General features: G+C 63.3%; 26 protein-coding genes. 4 read left to right on the top strand and 22 right to left on the bottom strand.

What is annotated here, in order from left to right; genetic code table 11:
- Positions 1-11: 11 nt before the first annotated feature.
- Complete coding sequence (locus tag PLD_RS04955; RefSeq protein ID WP_159890385.1) at positions 12-1,139, top strand: acyl-CoA dehydrogenase; 1,128 nt, start codon at positions 12-14, stop codon at positions 1,137-1,139.
- 20 nt (positions 1,140-1,159) lie between these two features.
- The gene (locus PLD_RS04950; RefSeq protein ID WP_110595730.1) at positions 1,160-1,933 is read left to right on the top strand and encodes an enoyl-CoA hydratase; all 774 of its coding nucleotides are present in this window, start codon (positions 1,160-1,162) and stop codon (positions 1,931-1,933) included.
- Between the two features lie 222 nt (positions 1,934-2,155).
- On the opposite strand, the gene PLD_RS04945 is transcribed toward PLD_RS04950, so the two are convergent.
- The 3 genes from PLD_RS04945 to PLD_RS04935 form a co-directional block, all read right to left on the bottom strand.
- Positions 2,156-2,920, bottom strand: a complete 765-nt coding sequence (locus PLD_RS04945) for an SDR family oxidoreductase (RefSeq protein ID WP_159890383.1) — start codon at positions 2,918-2,920, stop codon at positions 2,156-2,158.
- A gap of 249 nt (positions 2,921-3,169) precedes the next feature.
- Positions 3,170-4,321, bottom strand: a complete 1,152-nt coding sequence (locus tag PLD_RS04940) for an acyl-CoA dehydrogenase family protein (protein ID WP_159890381.1) — start codon at positions 4,319-4,321, stop codon at positions 3,170-3,172.
- A gap of 4 nt (positions 4,322-4,325) precedes the next feature.
- Positions 4,326-5,432 carry an enoyl-CoA hydratase/isomerase family protein gene (locus tag PLD_RS04935; RefSeq protein ID WP_159890379.1) on the bottom strand — a complete coding sequence of 369 codons (1,107 nt, stop codon included), beginning with the start codon at positions 5,430-5,432 and terminating at the stop codon, positions 4,326-4,328.
- A gap of 308 nt (positions 5,433-5,740) precedes the next feature.
- On the opposite strand from PLD_RS04935, the gene PLD_RS04930 reads away from it, so the two are divergent.
- Positions 5,741-6,604, top strand: a complete 864-nt coding sequence (locus tag PLD_RS04930; RefSeq protein ID WP_159890377.1) for a LysR family transcriptional regulator — start codon at positions 5,741-5,743, stop codon at positions 6,602-6,604.
- A gap of 193 nt (positions 6,605-6,797) precedes the next feature.
- Here PLD_RS04930 and PLD_RS04925 read toward each other — a convergent pair whose 3' ends face one another.
- From PLD_RS04925 to arnB, 11 genes are all read right to left on the bottom strand, one after another.
- Entirely contained in the window at positions 6,798-7,502 is a 705-nt protein-coding gene (locus tag PLD_RS04925; protein WP_159890852.1) for an HPP family protein, read from the bottom strand.
- Between the two features lie 307 nt (positions 7,503-7,809).
- A complete protein-coding gene (locus PLD_RS04920) occupies positions 7,810-8,325 on the bottom strand; it encodes a GNAT family N-acetyltransferase (RefSeq protein ID WP_159890375.1) in 516 nt (171 codons plus the stop codon).
- A 41-nt stretch (positions 8,326-8,366) separates the two neighbouring features.
- On the bottom strand, positions 8,367-9,992 hold the full coding sequence (locus PLD_RS04915) for a glycosyltransferase family 39 protein (RefSeq protein WP_159890373.1): 1,626 nt from the start codon (positions 9,990-9,992) through the stop codon (positions 8,367-8,369).
- Positions 9,993-11,357, bottom strand: coding sequence for a UDP-glucose/GDP-mannose dehydrogenase family protein (locus tag PLD_RS04910; RefSeq protein ID WP_159890371.1), 1,365 nt, complete (start codon positions 11,355-11,357; stop codon positions 9,993-9,995).
- A complete protein-coding gene (arnF, locus tag PLD_RS04905; RefSeq protein WP_159890369.1) occupies positions 11,354-11,767 on the bottom strand; it encodes a 4-amino-4-deoxy-L-arabinose-phosphoundecaprenol flippase subunit ArnF in 414 nt (137 codons plus the stop codon). The genes PLD_RS04910 and arnF overlap by 4 nt, the downstream gene beginning before the upstream one ends.
- The gene (gene arnE / locus PLD_RS04900; protein ID WP_159890367.1) at positions 11,764-12,108 is read right to left on the bottom strand and encodes a 4-amino-4-deoxy-L-arabinose-phosphoundecaprenol flippase subunit ArnE; all 345 of its coding nucleotides are present in this window, start codon (positions 12,106-12,108) and stop codon (positions 11,764-11,766) included. Before arnE ends, arnF begins: the two co-directional genes overlap by 4 nt.
- Entirely contained in the window at positions 12,105-13,754 is a 1,650-nt protein-coding gene (gene arnT / locus PLD_RS04895) for a lipid IV(A) 4-amino-4-deoxy-L-arabinosyltransferase (protein WP_159890365.1), read from the bottom strand. Before arnT ends, arnE begins: the two co-directional genes overlap by 4 nt.
- Positions 13,751-14,635 (bottom strand): 4-deoxy-4-formamido-L-arabinose-phosphoundecaprenol deformylase, encoded by an 885-nt coding sequence (arnD, locus tag PLD_RS04890; RefSeq protein WP_159890363.1) that lies wholly within the window; start codon positions 14,633-14,635, stop codon positions 13,751-13,753. Before arnD ends, arnT begins: the two co-directional genes overlap by 4 nt.
- On the bottom strand, positions 14,635-16,641 hold the full coding sequence (gene arnA / locus PLD_RS04885) for a bifunctional UDP-4-amino-4-deoxy-L-arabinose formyltransferase/UDP-glucuronic acid oxidase ArnA (protein ID WP_159890361.1): 2,007 nt from the start codon (positions 16,639-16,641) through the stop codon (positions 14,635-14,637). Before arnA ends, arnD begins: the two co-directional genes overlap by 1 nt.
- Positions 16,638-17,657, bottom strand: coding sequence for an undecaprenyl-phosphate 4-deoxy-4-formamido-L-arabinose transferase (gene arnC / locus PLD_RS04880; protein WP_159890359.1), 1,020 nt, complete (start codon positions 17,655-17,657; stop codon positions 16,638-16,640). The genes arnA and arnC overlap by 4 nt, the downstream gene beginning before the upstream one ends.
- 5 nt (positions 17,658-17,662) lie before the next feature.
- Positions 17,663-18,802, bottom strand: coding sequence for a UDP-4-amino-4-deoxy-L-arabinose aminotransferase (gene arnB / locus PLD_RS04875; RefSeq protein WP_159890357.1), 1,140 nt, complete (start codon positions 18,800-18,802; stop codon positions 17,663-17,665).
- Positions 18,803-19,241: 439 nt separating this feature from the next.
- Between arnB and xerC the strand changes: the two genes are divergently transcribed.
- Positions 19,242-20,183 (top strand): tyrosine recombinase XerC, encoded by a 942-nt coding sequence (xerC, locus tag PLD_RS04870; RefSeq protein WP_256674550.1) that lies wholly within the window; start codon positions 19,242-19,244, stop codon positions 20,181-20,183.
- A gap of 12 nt (positions 20,184-20,195) precedes the next feature.
- Here the strand turns inward: xerC and PLD_RS04865 are convergent, their stop codons facing one another.
- The 8 genes from PLD_RS04865 to PLD_RS04835 all read right to left on the bottom strand — a co-directional run bounded on the left by PLD_RS04865 (position 20,196) and on the right by PLD_RS04835 (position 25,837).
- Positions 20,196-20,408, bottom strand: a complete 213-nt coding sequence (locus tag PLD_RS04865; RefSeq protein WP_159890355.1) for a DUF4880 domain-containing protein — start codon at positions 20,406-20,408, stop codon at positions 20,196-20,198.
- 279 nt (positions 20,409-20,687) lie between these two features.
- Complete coding sequence (locus tag PLD_RS30405; RefSeq protein ID WP_178116122.1) at positions 20,688-20,843, bottom strand: hypothetical protein; 156 nt, start codon at positions 20,841-20,843, stop codon at positions 20,688-20,690.
- A gap of 165 nt (positions 20,844-21,008) precedes the next feature.
- Positions 21,009-21,446 carry an SPASM domain-containing protein gene (locus PLD_RS04860; RefSeq protein WP_159890353.1) on the bottom strand — a complete coding sequence of 146 codons (438 nt, stop codon included), beginning with the start codon at positions 21,444-21,446 and terminating at the stop codon, positions 21,009-21,011.
- Positions 21,447-21,631: 185 nt separating this feature from the next.
- Positions 21,632-22,144 (bottom strand): sn-glycerol-3-phosphate transporter, encoded by a 513-nt coding sequence (locus PLD_RS04855; protein ID WP_159890848.1) that lies wholly within the window; start codon positions 22,142-22,144, stop codon positions 21,632-21,634.
- An 89-nt stretch (positions 22,145-22,233) separates the two neighbouring features.
- Complete coding sequence (locus tag PLD_RS04850) at positions 22,234-23,751, bottom strand: carboxylesterase (RefSeq protein ID WP_256674548.1); 1,518 nt, start codon at positions 23,749-23,751, stop codon at positions 22,234-22,236.
- Between the two features lie 231 nt (positions 23,752-23,982).
- Positions 23,983-24,462, bottom strand: a complete 480-nt coding sequence (locus PLD_RS04845) for a copper chaperone PCu(A)C (RefSeq protein WP_159890351.1) — start codon at positions 24,460-24,462, stop codon at positions 23,983-23,985.
- A complete protein-coding gene (locus PLD_RS04840; RefSeq protein WP_159890349.1) occupies positions 24,462-25,067 on the bottom strand; it encodes an SCO family protein in 606 nt (201 codons plus the stop codon). The genes PLD_RS04845 and PLD_RS04840 overlap by 1 nt, the downstream gene beginning before the upstream one ends.
- A 131-nt stretch (positions 25,068-25,198) precedes the next feature.
- A complete protein-coding gene (locus tag PLD_RS04835) occupies positions 25,199-25,837 on the bottom strand; it encodes a LysE family translocator (protein ID WP_159890347.1) in 639 nt (212 codons plus the stop codon).
- Positions 25,838-25,912 lie beyond the last annotated feature (75 nt).

Raw genomic sequence — 25,912 nt, 5'->3', positions numbered from 1 at the left:
GAGGAATCCCGATGTTGCCCAATGACGAACAACTGCAGATCAGCGACGCGGCCCGGCAATTCGCCCAGGAACGCCTCAAGCCTTTCGCCGCCGACTGGGATCGCGAGCACCGCTTTCCCAGGGAAGCCATTGCCGAAATGGCCGAGCTGGGTTTCTTCGGCATGCTGGTGCCCGAGCAGTGGGGCGGATGCGACACCGGCTACCTGGCCTATGCCATGGCCCTGGAAGAAATCGCCGCCGGTGACGGCGCCTGCTCCACCATCATGAGCGTGCACAACTCGGTGGGCTGCGTGCCGATCCTCAAGTTCGGCAACGATGAGCAGAAAGAGCGTTTCCTCAAGCCCCTGGCCAGCGGCGCCATGCTCGGCGCCTTCGCCCTGACCGAGCCCCAGGCCGGGTCCGATGCCAGCAGCCTGAAGACCCGGGCCCGCCGCGACGGCGATCACTATGTGCTCAACGGCTGCAAGCAGTTCATCACCTCCGGGCAGAACGCCGGGGCGGTGATCGTCTTCGCGGTCACCGATCCGGCGGCCGGCAAGCGCGGCATCAGCGCCTTTATCGTGCCCACCGATGCGCCGGGCTATAAGGTCGCGCGTATCGAGGACAAGCTTGGCCAGCATGCCAGCGACACCTGCCAGATCCTTTTCGAGGATGTGAAGGTGCCGCTGGCCAATCGTCTGGGCGAGGAGGGCGAGGGCTACAAGATCGCCCTGGCCAACCTCGAAGGCGGCCGCGTGGGCATTGCTTCGCAATCGGTGGGCATGGCCCGGGCCGCGTTCGAAGCGGCGCGTGACTACGCCCGTGAGCGCGAAACCTTCGGCAAGCCGATCATCGAGCACCAGGCCGTGGCCTTCCGCCTGGCGGACATGGCCACCCAGATCGCCGTGGCTCGCCAAATGGTGCACTACGCCGCGGCCCTGCGCGACAGCGGCAAGCCGGCCCTGGTGGAGGCCTCGATGGCCAAGCTGTTTGCCTCGGAAATGGCCGAGAAGGTCTGCTCGGCGGCATTGCAAACCCTGGGCGGCTATGGCTATTTGAGTGACTTCCCGCTGGAGCGAATCTACCGTGATGTGCGCATCTGCCAGATCTACGAAGGCACCAGCGACATCCAGCGCATGGTCATTTCGCGCAATCTCTGACTTTTAGCAGGAGCTGATTCATGAGCTACGAAACCATTTTGTTGGACATCAAGGACCGCGTCGGTCTGATCACCCTCAACCGTCCCCAGGCGCTGAACGCCCTCAACGCGCAGATCGTCGGTGAAGTGAACCAGGCCCTGGATCGCCTGGAAGCCGACCCGCAGATCGGCTGCATCGTCATCACCGGCTCGAAGAAAGCCTTCGCCGCCGGTGCCGACATCAAGGAAATGGCCGAACTCACCTACCCGCAGATCTACCTCGACGACCTGTTCAGCGACAGCGACCGGGTGGCCAACCGGCGCAAGCCGATCATCGCCGCGGTCAACGGCTTCGCCCTGGGTGGCGGTTGCGAACTGGCCTTGATGTGCGACTTCATCCTGGCTGGCGACAACGCCAAGTTCGGCCAGCCGGAAATCAACCTCGGCGTATTGCCAGGCATGGGCGGCACCCAGCGCCTGACCCGCGCCGTGGGCAAGGCCAAGGCCATGGAAATGTGCCTGACCGGACGTTTTATCGACGCCGTGGAAGCCGAGCGTTGCGGTATCGTCGCGCGCATCGTCCCGGCGGATGAGCTGGTGGAAGAGGCCCTGAAAGTCGCCGCCCTGATTGCCGCAAAATCGATCCCGGTGAGCATGATGATCAAGGAAAGCGTGAACCGCGCCTTCGAAGTCAGCCTGTCCGAAGGCGTGCGCTTCGAACGCCGGGTGTTCCACGCGGCGTTCGCCACCCAGGACCAGAAAGAGGGCATGGCCGCCTTCATCGCCAAGCGTGATCCGCAGTTCAAGGATCAGTAACTGCACCGCCCCTGGCAGGACGCGGCGTTCATCCAGCGTCCCTATACCCTCAACCGCAGCGCCGCCCTGTGCCCAGTGAGCCCCGTCCCTTCGGGTTGCGTGCCAAACGGCGCGAGGCTGCGTTGCGGGATTTGCCAAGGGAACAACCATTGGCGGCATCCCGCGCCTTGCCTCGCACCGTTTGGCCCAGCAACGCGGCTCGTCACCAAACGGGAACAGACCCTAGCTGCGGTTGATGGAGACTCCCCCCTCAACCAGCATCGCCGTCCCGCTGACGAAACTGGCGGCGTCCGACGCGAGGAACAGCGCCGCCCGGGCAATTTCCTCGGGACGGGCGAGGCGCTTGAGGGCATGCAGGTTTTCGACAAAGGCGCGTTTCTCTGGCGTGTCGGTGGCTGCTTGGCCCATTGGCGTGTCGGTGCCTCCGGGCAATAGCGCGTTGGCGCGAATGCCATGGGGACCTTCTTCAGCCGCGATGACCTGGGTCAAGCCGATCAGCGCGGCCTTGCTCGCGGCATACGCCGCCATCCCGGGAAAACCGACGCGGTGCCCGACAAAGCTGGAAGTGAAAATGATCGACCCTGCGCCCCGGTTGCGCAGAGCAGGCAACTGGTGCTTGGCCCCAAGAAAGGCGCTGGTCAAGTTGCAGTCGAGCACGTCCTGCCACTGGCTCAGGGTCAACTCGGAGACGGACCGGGCCTCACCGGTCATTCCGGCGTTATTGAACGCGATATCCAAGCCACCGAAACGCTCCAGCGCCAGCGCAACAAGACGCTCGGCCAGTGCCTCGCTGCGAATGTCGCCTGTAACCCCGAGCGCCTGGCCACCGGCTTGCTGGATCTGGGCGACCAACGCATCCAGTGCGTCGCCCCGACGGCCGGTCACTATCAGGCGCGCGCCCTCTTGGGCGAACAGTCGGGCGGCAGCCTGACCGATTCCCGACGTGGCGCCCGTGACAATCGCGACTTTGTCTTGCAGTTGTTTCATGGTTGACCCCCTTTACATGAGTGTTGAGCCAACCATAGGCCGCTGCGAACGGCGCTGAACTCCGGATCTTGCGTTGAATTTTTCTGAAAGCACCGGGAGCCACTGCCGCGGAGCCAACTGCTTGACTGCGCACAACAGGGCTTATGGCGCTGCCCTGCAGATTGTGGCTGGCGAGGAGGGCGGCCGTACGAGCAAAAAAAATCGCAGCCTGGGCTGCGATTTTTGGTTGGGGGCTTTGAGCGCTGTTATCTACAACTGGTAATGCTTGAGCTCGCGGGCAATCAGCAGGCGCTGGATCTCGCTGGAGCCTTCGTAGATCTGGGTGATCCGCGCATCGCGGTAGTAGCGCTCCACCGGATAGTCCTCCAGATACCCGTAGCCGCCATGGATCTGCATGGCCGAGGAGCAGACCTTCTCGGCCATTTCCGACGCGAACAGCTTGGCCTGGGAGGCCTCCGACAGGCACGGCTGGCCGGCGCTGCGCAGGCGCGCGGCGTGCAGGATCAGCAGGCGTGCGGCATTCAGGCGGGTGTGCATGTCGGCCAGCAGGTTGGCGATGCTCTGGTGTTCGATGATCGGCTTGTCGAACTGCACCCGTTCCCGGGCGTAGGCCAGGGCCGCTTCAAACGCGGCGCGGGCGATGCCCAGGGCCTGGGCGGCGATGCCGATGCGGCCGCCTTCGAGGTTGGACAGGGCAATGGCCAGGCCCTTGCCCCGTTCGCCCAGCAGGTTGGCTTCGGGGATGGTGCACTGGTTGAGGGTCACGGCGCAGGTGTCGGAAGCGCGAATGCCCATCTTGTGTTCGGTGCGGTCGACGATGAACCCCGGGGTGTCGGTGGGCACCAGGAATGCCGACAGGCCTTTCTTGCCCAGTTCCGGGTCGGTCACCGCGAAGACGATGGCCAGCTGGGCGCGCTTGCCGTTGCTGACGAACTGCTTGGCGCCGTTGATCACCCACTTACCGTCACGCAGCTCGGCGCGGGTGCGCAGGTTGTGGGCTTCGGAACCGGCCTGGGGTTCGGTGAGGCAGAAGCAGCCGATGGCTTCGCCGGCGGCCAGGCGCGGTAGCCATTGCTGTTTCTGCTCCTGGCTGCCGTAGTTGAGGATCGGCCCGCAGCCCACCGAGTTGTGGATGCTCATCAGCGCGCCGGTAGCGCCGTCGCCGGCGGAGATTTCCTCCACCGCCAGGGCGTAAGCCACGTAGTCCAGGTAGCTGCCGCCCCATTGTTCGGGGACCACCATGCCCAACAGGCCCAGCTCGCCCATCTTGTGTACCAGGGCATCGTCGATCCAGCCGGCCTGCTCCCAGGCCTGGGCATGGGGCGCGATCTCGCCCCGGGCAAAGTCCCGGGCCATGTCGCGGATCATCACTTGTTCTTCGGTCAATTCAATGTCGTGCATGAGTTCAGCTCCCAATGCCGTCGAAACCCTTGAAGAAGCTCGCCACCCGCTCAGCCTCAAGGGCGGCCAGGGTCGGCGGGTTCCAGTGCGGGGTCTTGTCTTTGTCGATGATCAGCGCGCGCACGCCTTCCATCAGATCGCCACGCTCGAACCACTGGCGGTCCAGGTGCAGCTCCAGGGCAAAGCATTGTTCCAGGCTCAACTGGCGGCCGTAGCGCAGCATCTGCAGGGTTACCGCCATGGCCAGAGGCGAGCGGGTGTCCAGCAGGTCGGCGGTGGCCAGGGCCCACTCGTGGCTGTCGGCGATTGCCACGCTGCGCAACTGCTCGACGATACTCGGCATGTCCGCCAGGGCGAAGAAGTGGTCGATGGTTGGGCGCAGGGCTTTGAGCGGTGCATCGGGCAGGCTCTGTACCGCCAGCTTGGCCAGTAGGCCCTGCAGGTCCTTGAGCGGCGAGTGGCCCCACTGCAGATGATCCAGGCGTTGGTCCAGCAGGCCCAGTTGCTCGCTTTCCAGGTACCAGTCGGCCAGGCCGCAGTAGAGCGCATCGGCGGCGCGGATCTGCACGCCGCTGACCCCGAGGTAGATCCCCAGCTCGCCGGGAATGCGCGAAAGAAAGTGGCTGCCACCGACATCCGGGAAGTAACCGATGGCCACTTCCGGCATCGCCAGGCGGCTGCGCTCGGTGACCACTCGCAGGTCGGCACCTTGCACCAGGCCCATGCCGCCGCCGAGGACAAAGCCGTCCATCAGGGCCAGCACCGGCTTGCGGTAATGGTGGATGGTCAGGTCCAGGGCGTATTCTTCGACGAAGAACGCCTCATGCAAGGTCTCGCCGTTCTGGTAGCTGTCGTACAGCGAGCGGATATCACCACCGGCGCAGAAGGCTTTTTCTCCGGCGCCGCGCAGCACCACGGCCTGCACCTCCGGGTCCAGCGCCCAGGCATCCAGTTGCTGCTGCAAGGTGCGCACCATCGACAGGGTGATCGCATTGAGACCGGCGGGGCGGTTGAGGGTCAGGTGGCCAATGTGGTTGCGTACCTCGACCCGTACTTCGTCCGGGGTGGCGTCGAGCGCCCGAGTCGCCTGGGATGAAACCTGAGCAGTCATCACTAACTCCCTGCTTTTATTGTTTTTCATAGGACGCTCGCGCGCGAGCATCGGCGGATCGTAACAGTGCAAATTTGCCCAGTACACCCCCGAAAACTGCAGGTTGGCTGTGCATTTTTGCCTGCTCCAACGGCTGCACTGCCTGGTACTCCAACGCTCTGGCCCAGGCTTTAGCGCCTCAATGAGCGAAAACAAGCACATCCAGGTCGCCGGTTCGTTGCCCCGTCGGCCCGGGTGGCTGACGGGGAGTCGGCACGGCGGCACGAGCGCCGCTACAATGGCGCTCGAATTTTTGCCGGCGAGGCACCATGGACATCGATCTGGCCCGCACCTTCCTGGAAATCGTCCGCAGCGGCAGTCTGATCGCCGCTGCCGAGCGCCTGCACCTGACCCAGACCGCCATCAGCGCCCGGGTGCAGAATCTGGAAGGCCAGCTCAACTGCAAACTGTTGGTGCGCAACCGCGCCGGCGCACGGCCCACTGCCGATGGCGAAGCCTTCATTGCCTATGCCAATCAACTGGTACAGACCTGGGAAGCGGCGCAGCGCGATCTGCCGCTGCTGGCGGGCTACCGGAATGTGTTGCACATCGGTGGCGAACTGAGCCTGTGCAACCCGCTGATGCTCAACTGGGTACGGCGCTTGCGCCAGGCGCTGCCCAACCATGCGTTGCACACCCAGATCGCTGAAGGCGCGAGCCTGCAGCGGCAACTGGAGTTGGGGGTACTGGATGCGGCGCTGGTGTTCCAGCCGCTGTATTCGCCGGGGTTGCAGGTGGAGCAATTGCTGGAAGAAACACTGATCCAGGTGCGCCTGGCAGGGCGTCCTGATCCGTATGTGTACATCGATTGGGGCGAGGATTTTCGTCGTCAGCACGACGCCGCATTGCCGGAGCAGGCCAAGGCCGCGGTGGGCTTCAACCTTGGGCCCCTGGCGCTGCAGTTCATCCTCGACGCCGGTGGCAGCGGCTATTTCCGCACCCGGGTGGTGCAGAGCTACCTGGACAGCGGTGTGCTGGAACGGGTGGAAAAGGCTCCGGAGTTCAGTTTTCCCACTTACCTGCTGTATGCCCGGGAGCGCGACTCGGTGCAGCTGCAGCAGGCGTTTGCGGTATTGCGTGAGGTGATCGAACAAGACCACGACTGGTCCCAGCGCTGGTCGCCGATGGTTTGAACCCACTGACTTGAGCCTGCCACCGCACTTGAGCGCGCCTGCGCTGGCCAGCCAGTGGCTGCGCCTGGCGCGCAATCGACGATGCCTTTGCAGGCCCCGGCTTGCCAACGAACAGGTCCTTGACGCGTGCGCCGCTTCTGAAACTGTCTTGGCTGGCAAGTCAGCACCAGCGAGGGCGAAGGTTAGGGCGCTATCAGGGCCGCGAGGACAGGACCTGGCCAATGCTGCGCCGGCGGGCGTGGGCTTCGCTGGCGTGGATCAGTTGCTCAAGGTCTTCAGGGGTGACGTCGAAGAATTCTTCCATCTCGGCCAGGGCCTGCTTGAGGTCTTCGGCGGTGATCGCCAGGCTGTCGGCGGGGGCCGCCGAGGGCAGCAGCACCGGGGTATCGCTCGGGCCCTTGGGGTAACGAATCCGCGTCAGGTTGTTGTAGACCAAGGCACTGGCCAACAGGCTGGCCGCCGCGAGCATCACCGGCCCCAGTTCCCGCCACTCCAAAGCCACGCTGGCCGGGTCCGCCAGCACCAGGGTCAGGGCCAGGGCGCCAGCCGGGGGATGCAGGCAGCGCAACCAGCACATCAGCACCAGGGAAATACCCGCCGCCAGGCAGGCGCTGCCCAGGGTCCGGCCCAGGACATGGGCCACCAGCAAGGCCACGACCCCAGCGCACAGGTAACCGCCGAGGATCGACCAGGGCTGGGCCAGGGCCCCGGAAGACACGGCAAACAACAACACCGCCGAGGCCCCCAGCGGACCGATCAAGTGCAGTGCCACGGGCATGCCGAACACTTGGGCGCAGAGCCAGACACTGAACAGGGTGCCCAGGGCCATGCCGATGGCGGCACGGCTCCATTCCAGGGGGCGGGTATTGATGGCGGCGGGTTTCCAGCGGGCAAACATCGGCAAGAACGGTCCAGGGCTAAACGACGGGCAAAAAGAAGGGCTTGCCTGGATCACCAGAAAGCCCTTGAACGTTCCCACATTTGGGGGAGGAACGGGCACAGTGTGCCGAGCATTGGTGCTGCTGACAAATTCATAATAATGCCGTTTAAGTGCATTTATTTTGCTGTATGACGCACCGGCTTGCCAGCGAAGGGAGCTAAGAGGGCTTGGCGTTGGGGGCGGGTCTTGAGGGCGCTTTCGCTGGCAAGCCCGCCCCTACAGCCAGCCCCCTGGGCCAGCTCCAGCGGTCAGTGGCAGTGCGTCTTTACAAGCTCAGGCGCATGGCGCAGCGGCGTGATTCGGGCAGGCCGTGCTGTGTTTCATCGGCCAGGACCTGGCGCAGGCGCGGGCTCAGTTGTGCAGGTTGCAGGGTGACAAAGCCCTGGCGCTGGTAGAAAGGTTCGTTCCAGGCCAGTTCGCGGAAGGTGCTGAGGGTCAGGGCCGTGAGGCACTGTTCCAAGGCGAACTCGCGTGCCGCCTGCAACAGGCGCTTGCCAATGCCTTGGCCCTGGTGGCCAGTGGCAACGGAAATTTCCCACACATGCAGTTCCTGGTCGCAGATCTGGGCGTTGAGAAAGGCGCAGCGGGTGCCGTCTTCTATCAGCGCAACCCAGACCAGGTGGTGTTGGATGTTTTCTCGATGGCTCTGGGCATCGGCCACTTCGGCGTCGGCCAGCCAGGCCAGTTGCGGATCACTGCGAAAGAGTTCGGCGGCCGAGGTTTCAATAGCGGGCAGGAAGGCCGCGTCAGCCACCCGCGCCCGGCGGATCTGAATGGTCATGGGCGCGAGTGTAAGGAGCCGGCCGGGGGGGCGCAACGCTTTCAGGGTCGTGCCTGAGTGGCCTTGGGCAGGTGCAGGAGCACAAAGTCATTCTTGTCGAAACGCCCGCTCAGCACCGGAGTCAATCCGGCCAGGGGTGTGCCTTGCAGGCTGGGCAGGTCGCTCTGGTCAAGGATCACCCAGGCCGGGCCGGGGATCTGGGCCAGGCTGGCAGGGGTTTCACTGAACTGCGGTTGCAGGTCCCGGTCCAGGTTGACCATGAACTTGATTGCCTTGGCGTCCTTGCCCATGCGGTGCAGGACCACTGGTGCCGGGTCGGCCTCGATCAGTTGCATGGCGCCGAGGCTGAAGGCGCGAGTGTCATAGAGACGGTGCTCCACCGGTTCGAAGACCCCGATGTAACAGGCCCAGACCGCCAGCACCGCGCTGTAGGCCAGGCCCACGGCGCGCCACTGGCGCTTGCACAGCAACCCCAGGGACAGCGCTTGCAAGAGGCCGAGGATCAGCAGCATGGGCAAGAGGTGGGTGAGCTGTTCAGGGAATTTGCGCCGCAGTACCAGCAGTCCCACCATCAGCACCCCGGGCAGCAGCAGCCACAGGCCCTGGATCAGTACCCGCAGCCAGCCCATGACCCGCCCGCGTCCGGCCTGGAACGGATAAGCCGCAACGATCGCCGCCATGGGCAGCATCGGCAGCAGGTAGCGGGCCTTTTTCGCCTGGGGAATCGACAGGCCGATCATCACGATCAGCCCGGCAGCAGTGCACAGACGCAACAGTTTCAGGGCCGGGTCCTGTTCCACGGGGCGATTGAGCAGCACCGCGACCCACGCCAGGATCGCCAGGGGATAGGCCAGGGCGTAGTTGCCCAGGGAACTGGTGAAGTAATAGAAGACGTCGCTGGAGCCTTCGCTGCCGTCCATGCGTCCCATGAACTGCATGCGGATCACCTCGTCGACAAAGGCCTGGCCACCGCTGAGCTTGGCCAGCCACAGCAGCAAGCCGACGCAGGCCACCAGCAGCAACAGCGCGCTGAAACCAACGCCGAACAAACGACGCCATTGACCGCCCAGCAGGTAGTAGCTGCACAGCATGCCGGTGGGAATTACCAGGCCGATGGGCCCGCGAATGGCAAAGCCCAGCACCAGCAGCAGGAAGATCCCGCCCAGGCGCCGGGGCGCGTCGAAGTGATCATGGGCGTAGCCCAGGTAGAACACCGCCAAGGACACGGCCGCGAGCATCTGATCCAGGGAGACGGCGCGGGTTTCGCTGATGAAGGTATTGCTCAGCAGCAGCAAAGCCACGCTGAGCAGGGCCCAGGTGCGGGAGTAGGGCGCCAGCAGGCGATAGATCAGGCTGACGATCAGCGCCGAGGCGAGGGCCGTGGGCAGCCAAGCACTGAAACTACTGACCTGCCCGGTGGGCAGGGAAAACAGCCACACCAGCAGGGTCGAGGCGCTGGAATAGTCGGCATAGGGCTGGCCATAGGTGGTAGGGAAGAACCCCGGCCCATGGCGCAGCATCTCCTTGGCGAAGAGCACAAAGCGCGAGTCGAAGCCGATGACCGAATCGTGGCCGGCGCCGGCGCAGAACAGCAGCAAGGCCAGCAGCCCCAGCCCCAACGATTGCCAAAGTAATGTGTTCGAAGGGGAACTGGAGTGCGGGTTCATTCAGGCCTCGGTGGACCACTGCTGGTGCGGAATCGGCAGGTTGCGCGATTCACCACGACCGATCGGGAAGTAGGTGAAACCGTTGCGCGCCAGGCGCTCGGCGTCGTACAGGTTACGGCCGTCGAAGATCACCGGGGCCTTGAGACGCTGCTGGATCAGGTCGAAATCCGGCGCCTTGAACTGCTGCCATTCGGTGCAGATGATCAGCGCGTCGGCGCGATGGAGCACCGATTCCGGAGTGCCCATGAGCATCAGGCGCGATTCGTCCGGGTACAGGCGCTGGGTTTCCTGCATGGCTTCCGGGTCGAAGGCCCGGACTTCGGCGCCGGCCGCGAACAGCGCGTCCAGCAGCACCCGGCTCGGTGCGTCGCGCATGTCGTCGGTGTTGGGCTTGAACGCCAAGCCCCAGAGGGCAAAGGTCTTGCCTTCAAGGTCGCCTTTGTAGAACGCCTTGATGCGTTCGAACAACTTGTGTTTCTGCCGCTCGTTGATGGCTTCCACCGCTTGCAACAGGTCGCTGGAACAGTGGGCTTGCTCGGCGCTGTGGATCAGGGCGCGCATGTCCTTGGGGAAGCAGGAGCCGCCGTAGCCGCAACCGGGGTAGATGAAGTGATAGCCGATCCGCGAGTCGGCGCCGATGCCCAAGCGCACCGATTCGATGTCGGCCCCCAGGTGCTCGGCCAACTCGGCGATCTGGTTGATGAAGCTGATCTTGGTGGCCAGCATGCAGTTGGCCGCGTACTTGGTCAGCTCGGCGCTGCGCAGGTCCATGAACATGATGCGGTCGTGGTTGCGGTTGAACGGCGCGTACAGGTCGCGCATGACGTCGCGCACTTCCTCGCGTTCACAGCCGATGATGATCCGGTCCGGACGGCGGCAGTCAGTGACGGCTGAACCTTCCTTGAGAAACTCCGGGTTGGAAACGATATCGAATTGCAGCGGGCGGCCGTCCAGGACCTTCTCTATGTGCGCCTTCAAGGTGTCGCCGGTGCCCACCGGCACCGTGGATTTTTCCACCAGGATCACCGGCTTCTCACGGTGGCGGGCCACTGCGTCGCCCACCGACAGCACATAGCGCAGGTCCGCCGAGCCGTCTTCGCTGGACGGCGTGCCCACGGCGATGAACAGCACCTGGCCGTGTTGCACCGCGAGTTTCTCGTCGCTGGTGAACTGCAGGCGCTTGGCTTCGAGGTTTTCCCTGACCAGGCTGGCCAGCCCGGGCTCGAAGATGCTCACGTGTCCCTGTTGCAGCTGCTTGACCTTTTGCTCGTCGATGTCCATGCAGATGACATCGTGGCCGACTTCAGCCAATACGGCGGCTTGTACGAGGCCGACGTAACCACTTCCAAATACACTGATTTTCATGGGGTATTCCTGGGACTTTTCGCGGGTGCAGATCGAGAGTTAATGGTCATGACCCCGAGGATGACCAGGGCCACCCCGAGGCTTTTGGATAGCGTGAAGGGTTCGTTGAACAGCGGCAGGCTGGCGGCCAGCAGGTAGACCAGGGCGTAGCTGATGCTGAGCAGCGAATAGGCCCGGCCCAGCGGCAGGTCGCGCAGGGCCAGCAGCCAGCAGAGCATCGACAGGGCGTAGGCACCGATGGCTGCGATCACCACCCCCAGGGCGGCCAGATCGACGTTGCCGGCGCTTAGGGCCGACAGCCACTGGTCGGGGGCGGGCAGGCGGGTCATGCTCCAGCGCATGCCCAGCTGGGCGCCGCTGACCAGGGCCACGCTGCCCAGGGCGAAGGCAAATCCCTTGGCCCGGCTCATGCGTGGCGACTCAACAACAGCACGCCGCCAATCACCAGGGCCACACCGAGCCAATGGCGGCGGTCGATGGGCTCATGAAAGACGAAACGGGCGATCAAGGTAATGAACACGAAATTCAGGCTGAGCATCGGGTAGGCCACGCCCACTTCCATGCGTTGCAGCACCAAAAGCCACACCAGCAAACCCAGGCCGAGGCTGAACAGGGCCAGCCACAGCCAGCCGGAACGCAGTTTTTGCAGGATGTCGGAGGGCTGGTCACGCCAGCTTTCCACGGTGAATTTCTGCGCCACCTGGCCCAGGCAGGTCAGAGCGCAGGCGAGCAATAGCAGCAACAGGCTCATGGCTGACTCTGGGGAATGATGAAGATCACGATATTGCCTTGCTCGTAACGCTTGGCATCCTTGGGCAGCAGCTCGACTTCATGTTCTTCGTCGCTGCTCTTGACCCGCATCACCACGCCGATCGAGCCTTGTTTGCGGGCCTCGGCGATCCACGGCTGGACCTGATTCAGGTCGACCTTGCGCGCGGTGCTGTCGGTGTAACCCAGGCCGTATTTCACTTCGCCCTCGGTGTTGTACAGCGTCACGTCGGGGCGACGCAGACGCCAGGCCAGCGCGGATGCGGCGCCCAGGTCATTGCTCAGCAGCGCCTTGGCCTGACCCAGTTCGGCGACATGATCGATGATGAATGGGTCGGGAATCTTGTTGTAGACCACTTTGTTCGGCAGCGCCGCCGGGGCCAGGGCCACCAGCAGGAAGCTGCCCAGGGCTGGTGCTGCCCACAGGGTCAAGGGGCGCACCGCCTGGACCAGGTTGCTGAAGATCCAGCCCAGCAGCAGCACGTACACCAGCGCCAGGTGCTGCGGCTCATCCACGTACACCGGCTTCTTTATCTGGAAGTACACCAGGGTCAGCAGTCCCAGCAGACCGGCCAGCAGGTTGAGCGTACCGTTGAGGCTGATGATCCGCGTCTTGCCGGCCGCCAGGCGGTCCATCAGGGTGTGGCCCATCAGCAGTGCCAAGGGCAACAGGCACGGCAGGATGTAGGCCGGCAACTTGCCTTTGCTCAGGCTGAAGAAGGCCAGGGGCAGCACCAGCCACAGCAGCAGGAAACCGCTGCTGTTCAGCCGCCGTTGTTCCCAGGCCTGCTTCAGGCTGGCTGGCAACAGCAGCACCCAAGGCACGCAGAAGCCCACCAGCAACGGCAGGTAATACCACCAGGGCGAGGCGTGCTGGGCGTCTTCACCGGCAAAGCGACGGATGTGCTCATGCCAGAAGAAGAACCGCCAGTAGTCCGGTTCCTGGGCATGCACCGCCAGGGCCCAAGGCAGACTGATGAGGATCGCCACCAGCACGCCGATGCCGCCATAGAGCAGCAGCGAGCGCAGGCGTTTTTGCCACAGCGCGTAGGGCAGAGCCACCAGCACCGGCAGCAGCCAGGCGAGAAAGCCTTTGGTCATGAAGCCCATGCCGCAGGCCAGGCCCAGCAGTACCCAGGCGCCGATCTGTCCGCGCCGGGTCTGGCAGTCGAAGGTGAACCACAGCGCCACCAGGCTCAGGTTGACCCAGAAGGTGAACTGCGGATCGAGGTTGGCGTAGCCGCCCAGCAGCGCGACCACGGTGAAGCTCATGTACAGCAGGGCGCAGGCCAGGCTTTTGCGCGGATCATTCCACAAACGCCGGGCCAGCAGGTAAGCCAGGACCACGCTCAGGCCGGTACTCAGGGCCGAGGCCACGCGAACACCGAAGAGGTTGTCGCCAAACAGCGCCTGACCGATGGCCATCATCCAGTAGCCGGCCACGGGTTTTTCGAAATAGCGAATCCCCATGAAGTGCGGCGACGCCCAGTGACCGCTCAGGAGCATCTCCTGGCTGATCTGCGCGTAGCGGGTTTCATCGGGAATCCACAGGCCGTGGGTGGCCATGGGCAACAGGTAGAACAGACCGAAAGCGATCAGCAGCAGCGGCAAGGCCCAGCGTCTGGTCATGCGCCTTGTACTCCCAGCCAGCCTTCGCGGCCTTCCAGGGTGCCGCGTACCACCTGGCCGACCGGAAGGCTGGCGATATTCGCCGGGAGCATCTGCCCTAGGGGTTGGAAGTGAATGTCGCGCTGCTTGGCAGCGGCCAGTAACTGGCGGAAATCATTGGCCATGAGAATCCCTTCTACTTCGGCGTGCACCGTATAGACGTTGAGTTTCGCCGGGTTGAACCGGTCGAGGATGAAACGATTGAAATCCTTGGCGGTCACCAGCGGCCCGACGACTTCGTCGTAGGTTGGCAGGTCCACCGGAATCTGTGGCGCGCCCAGGCCGCCGTCCGCCAGTCGTGGCTGGAACAGGCTCTGGCCGCGGCAGTCGCTGTTGTAGCGAAAGCCGAACTGTTGCTTGGCTTCGATGACGCGTTCGTCGGCGCGCCAACCGGCAGACGCCGAGCAGCTCACCGCTTGCCCGAGAATATCGTTGAGGCTGTCGACGCCACGGCGGATCTGTTCGATCAGTTGTGCCTGACTCCAGCGCCCGGTGTTGGCCTGCCAGCCGTGGTGATCCCAGGCGTGCAGGCCGACTTCATGACCGGCGGCCAGGGTCTGGCGCATCAAGTGCCCCAGGTCGCGGCCGATGGGTTTACCCGGCCAGGCTGTGCCGGCCAGGAGGATGTCCCAGCCATACAGGCCTGCGGCATTGGAGCGCAACATTTTCCAGAGGAACTGCGGACGGATCAGGCGCCACAGATGGCGCCCCATGTTGTCCGGCCCGACGCTGAAAAAGAACGTGGCCTTGACCCCGGCTTCGTCCAGCGATTCGAGCAGCCGTGGCACCCCCTCCCGGGTGCCGCGGTAGGTATCGACATCAATGCGCAGACCTGCCTGCATCAGCGAGCTTCTTCTTTGGAACGGTCGGCGATTTCCAGCATGGCTTCGCGCAGGAAGAAGTCCAGGGTGTTGCCGATGGTTTCGCTCATCTCCACGGTCGGCTCCCAGTTCAGCAGGCGCTTGGCGTTGTCGATGCTGGGCTTGCGGTGTTCAACGTCCTGGTAGCCGGCACCGTAGAAGGCCTTGCTCTCGACATCGCGGAAACCGGCGAACGGTGGGAAGTTGCCGCGCAGCGGGTGAGCTTCGAACTGACGCAGCAGCTCTTCGCCCAACTGACGGATGCTGGCTTCGTTGTCCGGGTTGCCAATGTTGATGATCTGGCCGTTGCAGCAGTCGTTGTCGTTGTCGACGATGCGCGCCAGGGCTTCGATGCCATCGGCGATGTCAGTGAAGCAGCGCTTCTGCTCGCCACCGTCGAACAGACGGATCGGCGTGCCTTCCACCAGGTTGAGGATCAACTGGGTAATGGCACGCGAACTGCCGATACGAGCCGAGTCCAGGCGGTCCAGGCGCGGGCCCATCCAGTTGAACGGACGGAACAGGGTGAAGTTCAGGCCCTTGGCGCCGTAGGCCCAGATCACCCGGTCCAGCAGTTGCTTGGACACCGAGTAGATCCAGCGTTGCTTGTTGATCGGGCCGACGATCAGGTTGGAGGTGTCTTCGTCGAAGTTCTTGTCTTGGCACATGCCATAGACTTCCGACGTCGACGGGAAGATCACCCGCTTGTTGTACTTGACGCAGTAGCGAACCAGCTTGAGGTTCTCTTCGAAGTCCAGTTCGAATACGCGCAGAGGGTTGCGGGTGTATTCGATCGGCGTGGCGATGGCCACCAGCGGCAGGACCACGTCGCACTTCTTGATGTGGTATTCGATCCACTCGGAGTGGATGCTGATATCGCCTTCGACGAAGTGGAAGTTCGGATGGCTGCGCAGGCGCTCGATGGCGTCGGAGCCGATGTCCAGACCGTAGACGTCGTACTTGTCGTCACGCAGCAGGCGCTCGGACAGGTGGTTACCGATAAAGCCGTTGACGCCGAGGATCAGCACGCGGGTACGGCGTGGCTTGCGCCCCGATTCCGCGCCGCGCAGTAGGGAGCCGTCCACCAGGCCCAGCTCATTGGCCAGTTGCGGGCCACCCAAGTACAGGCCGTTGGCGTTGCGCTGGCCGGAGGTGATCACCAGCGAGTCTTCGCCACAGGCGATGCGCAGCGGGTCGACACTGATGACCCGGCCTGGGGCCTGGCCTTCATTGCCCTTGGCGACTTCGGCGCTCCAGACGATCAGCTTGTGCTCGCCCACGGCGCAGAAGGCGCCCGGGTACGGTTGGGTCACCGCGCGTACCAGGTTGAACAGCTCTTCGGCAGGGCGCTTCCACTCGATCTTGCCGTCTGCGGCAGTGCGACGACCGTAGTAGCTGGCCTTGGACTCGTCCTGGGCGGTCTCGGTGATTTTGTCCTGGGCCAGTGCCGGCAGGGTGTCGCGCAGCAGGCTGGCGGCGGCGTCACGCAGTTTGTGGTGCAGGGTCAGGGCGGTGTCGCTGCGCTCGATGGCCACGCGCTGCTGGGCAATGATGGCGCCGGCGTCGGCGCGCTTGACCATGCGGTGCAGGGTCACGCCGGTTTCGGTTTCGCCCTTGACCAGCACCCAGTTGGCCGGAGCACGGCCACGGTAGCGCGGCAGCAGGGAACCGTGCAGGTTGAACGCGCCCTTGCGAGCGGTGGCCAAAAGCGGCTCGCTCAGCAGGTTGCGGTAATAGAAGGAGAACAGGTAGTCGGGGTTGAGCTTGGCGATGCGCTCGATCCACAGCGGATGGTTGGCATCTTCCGGGGCGTGCACGGCAATGCCTTTGCGGGCGCAGAGCTGGGCCACCGAGCCGTAGAAGGTGTTTTCCTTGGGATCGTCGGCGTGGGTGAACACGGCGGCGATCTCGTAACCTGCGTTGAGCAGGGCTTCGATGCCTGCACAGCCAATATCGTGGTAGGCGAAGACAACAGCTTTATTGCTCATGGCGAAACCTGATCAGTATGAGTGGAAGTTAAACCGTCGACAGTCACAGCAGGGGCGGGGACCGCCGGCTGGCTGCGCAGGACTTTTTCGATGAAGAAGCGCGGGCGGGCCCGCACGTCGCTGTACATACGTCCCAGGTATTCACCCAGAAGACCCATGCCGATGAACTGGCCACCGGTGAACACGAACAGCACCGCGAACAGCACGAAGGTGCCGTCGCCGGCCCAGGTGGCGCCGAACATCAGTCGCAGGATGATCAGCATCAGGGCGAACAGCGCGCCCAGGCCGGCCATGCCGAAGCCGACGATGCTCAGCAGCCGCAGGGGGGTAGTGGTCATGCAGGTGATCAGATCGAACATCAGATTGATCAGGCGCATCGGGCTGTACTTGGAGTCGCCGTGCTCGCGCTCGGCGTGCTCCACCAGCACCTCGGTGGTGTGCCGGGCAAAGCTGTTGGCCAGGATCGGGATAAAGGTGCTGCGTTCGGTGCAGGCCAGCATCGCGTCGATGATGGTGCGGCGGTAGGCCCGCAGCATGCAGCCGTAGTCGCTCATGGCCACACCGGTGGAGCGCTGCACCGCGAGGTTGATCAGCTTCGACGGCCAGCGACGGAAGGCCGAGTCCTGGCGGTTGTTGCGCACAGTACCGACCACGTCGTAGCCCAGCTCGGCCTGGGCCACCAGGCGCGGGATTTCTTCCGGCGGGTTCTGCAGGTCGGCGTCGAGGGTGATGACCACGTCGCCGCGGCACTGCGCGAAGCCGGCCATGATCGCTGCGTGCTGACCGTAGTTGCGGTTGAGGATCACCGCCACTACGGGGCTGCCTTCGCGCTCGGCGGCTTCTTGCAGGAGGGTCGCCGACTGGTCGCGGCTGCCGTCGTCCACCAGGACGATTTCAAAGTCGTGCTTGAGCTGGCGGCAGGCCGCTTCGGTGCGGCGCAGCAGCTCCGGCAGGCTCTGCTCTTCGTTGTAGACCGGAATGACGATCGACACGAACTGGATTGGGTAAGGTTTCAAAGGCATCAGTCCAGAAGGTTGGCAATGGCACCGGAGACGCGCTCGACATCGTCGAGGGTCATGTCCGGAAACAGTGGGATTGAGCATAGCCGTGCCGAGTTCCACTCGGTGTGTGGCAGCCGCACGTCAGGGAAGCGCTGTCGGTAGTAGGTATGCAGGTGAGTGGCGATGAAGTGGATGCCGCTGCCGATGTTCTGCGCCTGCAGGCCCTTCATGAAGGCGTCGCGGTCCAGGCCGCAGCGTTCGGCGTCGATGCGCAGGATGAACAGGTGCCAGGCGTGCTGCTGCGGGTACTGGGGCAGGTGCAGGGGTTGCACCGGCAGGCCTTCGAGGCGCTCCAGGTAAGCCTTGGCCAGCACTTCGCGCTGGGCGTTGATCTCGTCCAGGCGCTGCAGCTGCACCAGGGCGATGGCCGCGTTGATGTCCGCCAGGTTGTACTTGAAGCCGGGCTCGATCACCTGGGCCTGGGGCTTGCGGCCGTGGGTCAGGCGGTCATAGGCGTCCACCCCCAGGCCATGGAACTTGAGCATGCGCACCCGGTCGGCCAGGGCCTGGTCGTCGCTGACGAACATCGCACCCTCGGCGCAGGTCATGTTCTTGATCGCGTGGAAGGAGAAGATCGCCGTGCCCCGGGCGCCGATGGCCCGGCCGCGGTAGCTGGTGCCGGCGGCGTGGGCGGCGTCTTCGATCACCGGGATACCGTGCTTGTCCGCCAGGGCATACAGCGGATCCAGGTCGAAGGCGGCGCCGGCGTAATGCACCGGGATGATGGCCTTGGTCCGTGGGGTGATGGCCGCCTCGATGGTGGCAGCGTCGCTCATCAGGGTGTCGGGGTCGACATCGACGAACACTGGGGTCGCCCCCAGCAGGCAGATCATGTTGGCGGTGGAGACCCAGGTCTGCGACGGGGTGATCACTTCATCCCCCGGGCCGATGCCCAGGGCCAGCAGAGTGATGTGCATGGCGCCGGTGGCCGAGGACAGCGCCACGGCGTGGCGGGCGCCGACGCGTTCGGCGAACTGCTGTTCGAGTTCCTGGTTTTTCGGGCCGGTGGTGATCCAGCCGGAGCGCAGAACCTGCTCAACAGCAGCAATCTCTTCTTCGCCGATACTCGGGCGCGAGAAAGGAAGGAAAGCCTGGTTCATGGTTACCTCGGGTTTACACAGTGCAAAAGCTGGAAGTGCGGGGTGCAGCAAGAGCGCGGGCGGCGCATGGAACGCAGGGGAGTCATGCAGTCATTCAGGCACATCCGGTTGTGAGCCAAAGGGGCGCTCCATACTGCGAATCAGTAAAGATTAGGTTTATGAAAAGTAAACGTAGATCAGGGTGTTATCTTGGCAATCTGAGAAAAAGTCTGCGCTGTGAAGGCAAGCTGTCGGGGGCTGAGATTAAGCGCAAAAATGTGAAACGAATATGAAAAATAAGGTAAAAGTCCGTTTTTCTGAGGGCCTGACAGCTGGTGTTCAGTTTGCTTACAACGGAGTTAACAACTCGATGGCCAGTGCTTGTCTCAGTGTTTTTTTCAATGATCGTTGAAGGCGGTCTTAGCGCCTGTCACGGGCCAGCCCACTCTCCGGAGGATCTATGAATTCGTTGCGGCACAGCGCCGTCGACAGCGTCGCCACGCCTAATCCAATGTGCCTTTACCTGGCCCGCTTGGCGCCCTCCAGCCAGTCGACCCTGCGCTATGTGCTACAGGACGCCGCCGACCGCCTGGGTTACGAGGACCGCAACCTGGAGGACATTCCCTGGCACCAGTTACAGCCCGAGCAGGTTATCGCGTTGGTGGCCACGCTACGCCGCGATGGCTATGCGCCGAACACGTCATCGCTGTACGTCAATGCCCTGCGCGGGGTGATGAACGAAGCCTGGCGCGCCAGCCTGATCAGCCAGGACCACCTGCTGAAAATGCGTTCGGTCAAGGCCCTTGGCGGTACGCGGCTGTCCCGGGGACGTAACCTCAAGCGCGGCCTGATCCAGGAGTTGATGGCGGTGTGCGCCGCCGATCCGCGGCCCCAGGGCGTGCGCGACGCGGCGATCATTGCCGTGCTCTATGGCTCGGGAATGCGCAAGTCCGAATCGGTGAACCTGGATCTGGCGCAGGTGGATTTCACCCAGCGCAGCCTGCTGGTACTGGCCAAGGGCAACAAACAACTGGTCAAGTACGCGCCCACCTGGGCTTTCGACAAGTTGCAGGCCTGGCTGGAACTGCGGCGTTCGTGCTTGCCCGAAGGGCAGCAGGACGATCTGTTTCTGTTCAACCGGATTCGCCGTGGCGGTCATATCACCCGTGAGCGCATCAGCAAGCACGCGATCTACTACATCGCTCGCCAGCGGGGTGCCCAGGTCGGGGTGCGGATCATGCCCCACGACTTTCGCCGCTCGTTCATCACCCGGGTGATCGAGGAACACGACCTGTCGATCGCCCAGAAACTGGCGCACCACACCAATATCCAGACCACCGCCAGTTATGACATGCGCGACGACAATGAGCGCCGTCGCGCCATCGACCGCTTCGACCTGTAGCGTGGCGCCGGTTCAGGACGTCGGTATGCTGGGCATGAGCTGCGCGGTGAGATCCCAGGCCTCGAGCATTTTCGCGTATTCAAACGCGTGGCTTGGATCGCTCTGCAGCCAGTCCTTGAAAGCCTGGCGCTCTTCAATGCTGCAATCGGCTTCCTGCAGGCGCATGCACCAATGGGCGGCCTGCATCATCAGGACGTCGTCTGCTTTGTTGGCAGGATCAGTCATCGTTCAATCCTTGTTCAAGACGTTACGGATTGCCTGTGTGTCGTTTATCGGCAGGTGAGGGCCATCTGTAATCTAGAACGCTCAAGCAGAAAAATTCGTCAAATTATCGGGGGCATTCCGTTGATGTCTGCGCTGATCCGTGGGCAAGTCGCGCTCAGCTCTTACCGAGCAAGGCAATCGCCCCGCGCAACGAAATCGCTTTCGGCAATGCCAGGCAAGCACGCGCTGCCAGCGCCTCGATGGCGCTGGCACAAACGCTGGCGGTACACGAGAAACAGGTCAGCCGACGCTGGCCAGGTGCATCACCGCAAAGTAGGCTGCGGCGCCGAGAGCGGCGGTGGTGATCAGGCCTTGAACCACTGCATCGATGTCGGACTGGCTGTTGGGATCGGCAACGCCTTCGAGGGCTTGGTCGATGAGGATGTGCGGGCTCAAAACCCGGCCTCCTGCTCTAGGCGCGCCTGCTCCTGCGGGGCATGTCAATCACGCAGAAACCTTGGTGCAAATAATCGCTGTTGGCGGTGCCGAGCTCTGGTTGTTTTGCGACGACTGTCAGCATGGACAATCTTCATTTTTTAAAAATGTTTAATAATCAATGGGTTATAGATCGAATGGGGCGATCTCATAGGGTTTGAGCGACTCGGTGTGCTTGCGGGTGATGCCGCGGTCGAAGTCACAGGCCGAGGGCCCAACCACATTGACTGTCGCGTATTTGTTCTCCAGCGGACCCAGGCACGAGCCTTCACAGAACCCTTCGATATCGCAGCTCTCGCAAAAGGCCGGATTATTGCGCCGTAGACGGGCATGTTCGATGTCGGGCTTGGAGGCCAGCAGGTTTTCACCTTCACGAATGTTGCCCAGCAAGGTCGAGCCAGCCTTGCAGGCGAATACCGAGCCGTTGGGCTCTATGCTCAGTTGCGCGCCTTTGGCCGAGCCGTTCTTGAAGCCGCGGTGGTTCACGGTGTCGAACTCCAGCATGACCTGGAATATCTGGTGCCAGTAGCCCGTCAGTACCACGCCCTGGGTACCTCCCGACACTCGCTACTGTGGGTCGCACGTCCTGCCTGATGAGAAAAACTCTTGAAATTTCAATGACCAGAACGAAGGATCCGATAAAGCTTGATGATGTCATTTTGCCTTTGTCTGAAAGTGATGCTCAGTGCCATCTGGCAATCGACGGAATACTCGACCCAGGTTCCAGTCGATCAGGGGGGGCACCGCCTTCAGAAGCGATAACCGACATTAACCATCACCGCGGCAGCACCCAGTACCACCAATTCGCCGTTCACCGGACCGTAATGTGCACCGATGGACGGAATCAGCGCGGGAGCCACGCCGAAGTGGTTCAGCGGAATCTTGTCCTTGTAGTCCCCCTTGTAGCCCTGGATCAAACCGCCGCTGAGTTTGGCGTAAACCGGCCAGTCGGCATTTTCCCAGGCTTTGCCGACATAGGCGTAGTAAGAGCGTTGCGAGAAGGAGTTGCGAAAGGTGCTCAGCCCCCACAATTGGCCATCGGCGTAGTTGCGCTCCAGGCCGATCAGGTCCTGATGATTGTTGTGATCGGGGTCGTTGCTCCAGTGATTGGTGTAGACGCTGGTCTGCACCAACCAGAAGTTCTGTGGTTGACCTGCCTGTGCGGTTGCAGCGGCTGCGAGCAAGCCGAAGGCCAGGGGGATAGGGGAGCGAGACACCCAACGTTGCAAGGAGGACAGGCCCAGGGCCCAGGTTGAGGTCATTGGTTTCATTGCGGTTCCCGGACGTGGCGGCAGTTGTGCCCCTCGTAAGTCAAGGGGGCAAAAGGGAGCTGACGCTAACACCTGCCCATTCACTGGATCAATGAGGAAACTGTAGTTTGATCTATAAGCGCTTCGATGCGCTGGATCAGGTAGGGGTAGAACGGGTTGGCGCTCAGGCGCATCAGTTCATCCATGGGCACCACCAATACGCCCCGCTCTCCGCGAGCGGCGACGGTGCCCAAGTGCACGCCGAAGTCCTCGCGGGCAGAGGGTTGGGTGCCGTACAAGGCGTCGTCGACAGGGAACGGCAAGGCGACATGAGACAGAGAAAACATCCCCGCCGGGTAGTTCAGATCCAGCAGGCGCCGTGTGCTCTCCAGGCTCTGGGCAGCGCGGCTGATTTCTTCCAACTGCGAGGTGCCGGTGCCTTCGTTGCTCAGCACTTGGGTGGCGTAGTTGCCCGGCAACGCCGGCAGCAGGCCGGTGAGGGAGGTAAGGCTGGACGGGTCCAGCAGGCCGTCAAAGTCGCTGGTGCGGTTGAGATCGAAGATCACCAGTTCGCTGCCATTGGCCGGAAGCCGGGCGAACAGGCCCGTCACCACCGCCTGAGTGCTGACCGTGGCGTCGGTCAGGGACTGGAAACCGAGGACCGGTGGCAGTTGCTGGAGCCGCGGATCGCCCGCCAGGGCCTGCAGCTGGCTTTGCACGGCATCGGTCAGCAGCCACGACTGGCGTGCGCCATTGACCGGAAACGAGTTGTACTTGAACGGGTTGTATTCCGGACGCAGGTTCAGCCAGGCGGCCTTGCTGAAGGCCGGAAACACCGCCGGCCAGGCGGCCAGCCCGGCAAAGCGTGCCGACGGGGCGACGCCGATCATCGGTGAAATCAGCACCAGGCGCTGGGCCCGGGGCAATTGCGGATCGCCGAGGGCGTCCAGGGCGTACTTGACCGCCAGGGCGCCACCGTTGGAGTAACCGACGAGGTGCAAGGGCGCCGGAGCCGGGACTTCGGCTCGGGCGGTACGCAGGGCCAGGCGCGTGGCGGCCAGCCAGTCCTGCCAGTGGGCGTCGGTGAGCGCCGCCGGCACTGTGCCGTGCGCCGGCAGGCGCAGGCCAACGGCCAGATAGCCATGCGCAACGTAGCGTTTGGCAATGTGCCGCAAGCTGTAGGGCGAGTCGGTCAAACCATGCAGCAGCACCACCACGCCGCGAGGCGTACCTGAGGGCCGCAGCAGGTAGGAACGGTTCCAGTCGGTGGCAAAGCGAGGCGGGTAGACCCGGCTGTCCACGCGATAACGGTTGAAGGGTGGGACCTGGGCGGGGTCCAGAGTATCGGTGACATCGCGTTTGACCTCGGCGAACAGGCGATTTTCGGCCTGCAGCCATGCCGCCCAGTCGGCGCGATCGATCTGCTCACGGCTCAATTCATGGGGCACTCGCAGGTGCCAGGGTTGCAGTGCCGGGCCCTGCTCGCTGTCGTAAACCCGCCAGGCCAGCAGGGTGAATGCGGCAACGCCGAAGATCAGCGCGCCACGCTTGAGCAAGCGAGACAGGGCGCTGCTGGCACCGGGTTTATGCTTCTCGGTCGGGGAGGACATCGACGACATGGGGGGCATTCACCAAGGCGCAAGGGGGATATCAAGGGCGTACAGGACGCGGCAAACCGCGCAAGCATAACAGGCTCTGGCCCCTCCTTTTTTCCCGCTTGGCTGGCCCGCGGTCGATTGAAGGCTCAGGCCGGCCAAGCCTTTACCCAGCCGTGGAGCAAAAAACGCCGGTAGCTGCGAACAGAACCGGCGCTTCTTTTAGGCGACTTGGGGCATGCTGGTGTATCGAACTCAGTGCTTCATCATGCTGTGATCCGGCGCATTCAGCGCTCGGGCCTGGGCTTGGACCTTGATGGTTTCCTGCTCGCCCTGGGCGTTTTCCACGATCAGGGTCAGAGGCACTGTGTCGCCGGCCTTGATCTGGCCGGTGAGCTCCATGAGCATCACGTGGTAGCCGTGGGTGTCCAGGCTGACCTTCTTCCCGGCCGGCAGGGCGATGGCGTCCACTTGCTGCATGCTCATCACGTCGTTGTGCATGCTCGACTGGTGGATCTGCACGTTCTTGGCCGCGGGCGATCGCACTTCAACCAGCTTGCTATCGCTGCTGGCGGTGAGGTCCATGAAGGCGCCGCTGGCGTGCTGGCCGGGGACTGTGGCGCGAACCCAGGCGTTGTCCACTTGGGTCGCCGCGCCGGCGGTGCCAGCCAGGCCCAGCAGAGAGATCAGCAGCAGGGCGGATTTAAGGCGCGACGGGCGCTGGTGGGCATTCATTAACAAACCTCCATGACGGTGAGCAGGTCTTCCGCGCACTCTTGGGCGTTGAGGGACTGGGACAGCCCCAGGCGCAGGGTGCCCCGGGAGTCGTAGACGAAACTGGTGGCGGTATGGGACAGGGTGTAGGTCGAGCCGCTGGGGATCTTCTCGTAGAACACCTTGAACTCTTTGGCGGTGGCTGCGGTTTCTTCCAGGCTGCCGTACAGCGCCTCGAAGCTCGGGTCGAAGGCTTTGACGTAGGCGTCCAGCACTTCTGGCGTGTCGCGCTCCGGGTCCAGGGTGATGAACACCACTTTCAGGCGGTCGCCGTCGCGGCCCATCAGCTTCTTGGCCTGGGCGGCGCGGGCCAGGGTGGTGGGGCAGACCGCCGGGCACTGGGTGAAGCCGAAGAAGATCATCGGCATCAGGCCACGGTAGCTGGACAGCGACTTGGTTTCGCCTTGGGAGTCGGTAAGTTTGAAGGTGCGGCCGAGAATCTGATTGCTCAGGTCCTTGCCGTACTTGAAGGACAGTCGGGGACTGTTGTCGCAACCGGCAAGCAGGCCCAGGCCGAGCACCCCGGCGCTGGTGAGCAGGGTGCGGCGAGTCAGCAAAACACTCATGAAATAACGCCCTTTGAACAGCCTCACAGGCAAAAACCCGCGCATGGTAGCAAACGGACGCAAGCGGCGGCGGGCAATTTAGACCAACGCCTGCGGCTATAAGTCGCAGGTCGTTGACCGGCTTTTGTCGCTCAAGAACCCAGCGCCATGCTTGTCAGGACCAGCAGCGCCAGGAGGATCAGGATCGCTCCGGTGATTCTTTCCAACCAGGGCAGCCCGCGGGAAAAACGCTCGCGCAGCGCGCCATTGCCGATGGCCAGCGCCACCACCAGGTCCCATAGCAGCACCACGCTGAACATCCACACACCGTAGATCAGCTTCCAGCCGGGGCCGGTCTGTGCCCCCAGCAAGGACGCCAGACTGACGTAGAACAAGGCGTTCTTGGGGTTGAGCATCCCGGATAAAAAACCCATGCCCAGGCCGCGCCACCAGGTGGCGCGGTTCAAGCCACGGCTGGCGCCGTTATTGGCCACGGTGGCCAGGGAACTGCCGCCGGCATGGCCGATAAACAGCCCGCCCAGGTAAAGCAGGTAGCCGCAACCGGCCAGTTGGATCAGCAAAAACAGTGAGCTGTCCGGGCGAAACACCGAGACCCCGCCGAACGCCAGGCCAATGAACAGGCCGTTGGCCAGGGCGATGCCCAGGCAAGCGCCGGTGGCCGGCCTCCAGCCGGCGGCGATGGACATGCGCGCCACCACGAAGAAGTCCGGCCCGGGGGACAGCAGAGCGAGAAAGTGCGCGGCGGCAACCAGCAAAAACTGTTGAAACATGAGCAAAACGTCCACAAACCTGAGTAGCGGCAAGTCTGCGGCGGCGCAGGGCCTGGGTATTGAATAAAATTGCGC

The organism is Pseudomonas sp. LD120 (assembly GCF_009861525.1).
Lineage (GTDB): Bacteria > Pseudomonadota > Gammaproteobacteria > Pseudomonadales > Pseudomonadaceae > Aquipseudomonas.
This window is presented reverse-complemented; position numbering and strand designations above follow the sequence as displayed.

Excerpts from the sequence above, each read along its gene's own strand:
- PLD_RS04955 (WP_159890385.1), top strand. The coding sequence starts at position 12 with ATGTTGCCCAATGACGAACAACTGCAGATCAGCGACGCGGCCCGGCAA.
- PLD_RS04950 (WP_110595730.1), top strand. The coding sequence starts at position 1,160 with ATGAGCTACGAAACCATTTTGTTGGACATCAAGGACCGCGTCGGTCTG.
- PLD_RS04945 (WP_159890383.1), bottom strand. The coding sequence starts at position 2,920 with ATGAAACAACTGCAAGACAAAGTCGCGATTGTCACGGGCGCCACGTCG.
- PLD_RS04940 (WP_159890381.1), bottom strand. The coding sequence starts at position 4,321 with ATGCACGACATTGAATTGACCGAAGAACAAGTGATGATCCGCGACATG.
- PLD_RS04935 (WP_159890379.1), bottom strand. The coding sequence starts at position 5,432 with ATGACTGCTCAGGTTTCATCCCAGGCGACTCGGGCGCTCGACGCCACC.
- PLD_RS04930 (WP_159890377.1), top strand. The coding sequence starts at position 5,741 with ATGGACATCGATCTGGCCCGCACCTTCCTGGAAATCGTCCGCAGCGGC.
- PLD_RS04925 (WP_159890852.1), bottom strand. The coding sequence starts at position 7,502 with ATGTTTGCCCGCTGGAAACCCGCCGCCATCAATACCCGCCCCCTGGAA.
- PLD_RS04920 (WP_159890375.1), bottom strand. The coding sequence starts at position 8,325 with ATGACCATTCAGATCCGCCGGGCGCGGGTGGCTGACGCGGCCTTCCTG.
- PLD_RS04915 (WP_159890373.1), bottom strand. The coding sequence starts at position 9,992 with ATGAACCCGCACTCCAGTTCCCCTTCGAACACATTACTTTGGCAATCG.
- PLD_RS04910 (WP_159890371.1), bottom strand. The coding sequence starts at position 11,357 with ATGAAAATCAGTGTATTTGGAAGTGGTTACGTCGGCCTCGTACAAGCC.
- arnF (WP_159890369.1), bottom strand. The coding sequence starts at position 11,767 with ATGAGCCGGGCCAAGGGATTTGCCTTCGCCCTGGGCAGCGTGGCCCTG.
- arnE (WP_159890367.1), bottom strand. The coding sequence starts at position 12,108 with ATGAGCCTGTTGCTGCTATTGCTCGCCTGCGCTCTGACCTGCCTGGGC.
- arnT (WP_159890365.1), bottom strand. The coding sequence starts at position 13,754 with ATGACCAGACGCTGGGCCTTGCCGCTGCTGCTGATCGCTTTCGGTCTG.
- arnD (WP_159890363.1), bottom strand. The coding sequence starts at position 14,635 with ATGCAGGCAGGTCTGCGCATTGATGTCGATACCTACCGCGGCACCCGG.
- arnA (WP_159890361.1), bottom strand. The coding sequence starts at position 16,641 with ATGAGCAATAAAGCTGTTGTCTTCGCCTACCACGATATTGGCTGTGCA.
- arnB (WP_159890357.1), bottom strand. The coding sequence starts at position 18,802 with ATGAACCAGGCTTTCCTTCCTTTCTCGCGCCCGAGTATCGGCGAAGAA.
- xerC (WP_256674550.1), top strand. The coding sequence starts at position 19,242 with ATGAATTCGTTGCGGCACAGCGCCGTCGACAGCGTCGCCACGCCTAAT.
- PLD_RS04865 (WP_159890355.1), bottom strand. The coding sequence starts at position 20,408 with ATGACTGATCCTGCCAACAAAGCAGACGACGTCCTGATGATGCAGGCC.
- PLD_RS04855 (WP_159890848.1), bottom strand. The coding sequence starts at position 22,144 with ATGACCTCAACCTGGGCCCTGGGCCTGTCCTCCTTGCAACGTTGGGTG.
- PLD_RS04850 (WP_256674548.1), bottom strand. The coding sequence starts at position 23,751 with ATGTCGTCGATGTCCTCCCCGACCGAGAAGCATAAACCCGGTGCCAGC.
- PLD_RS04845 (WP_159890351.1), bottom strand. The coding sequence starts at position 24,462 with ATGAATGCCCACCAGCGCCCGTCGCGCCTTAAATCCGCCCTGCTGCTG.
- PLD_RS04840 (WP_159890349.1), bottom strand. The coding sequence starts at position 25,067 with ATGAGTGTTTTGCTGACTCGCCGCACCCTGCTCACCAGCGCCGGGGTG.
- PLD_RS04835 (WP_159890347.1), bottom strand. The coding sequence starts at position 25,837 with ATGTTTCAACAGTTTTTGCTGGTTGCCGCCGCGCACTTTCTCGCTCTG.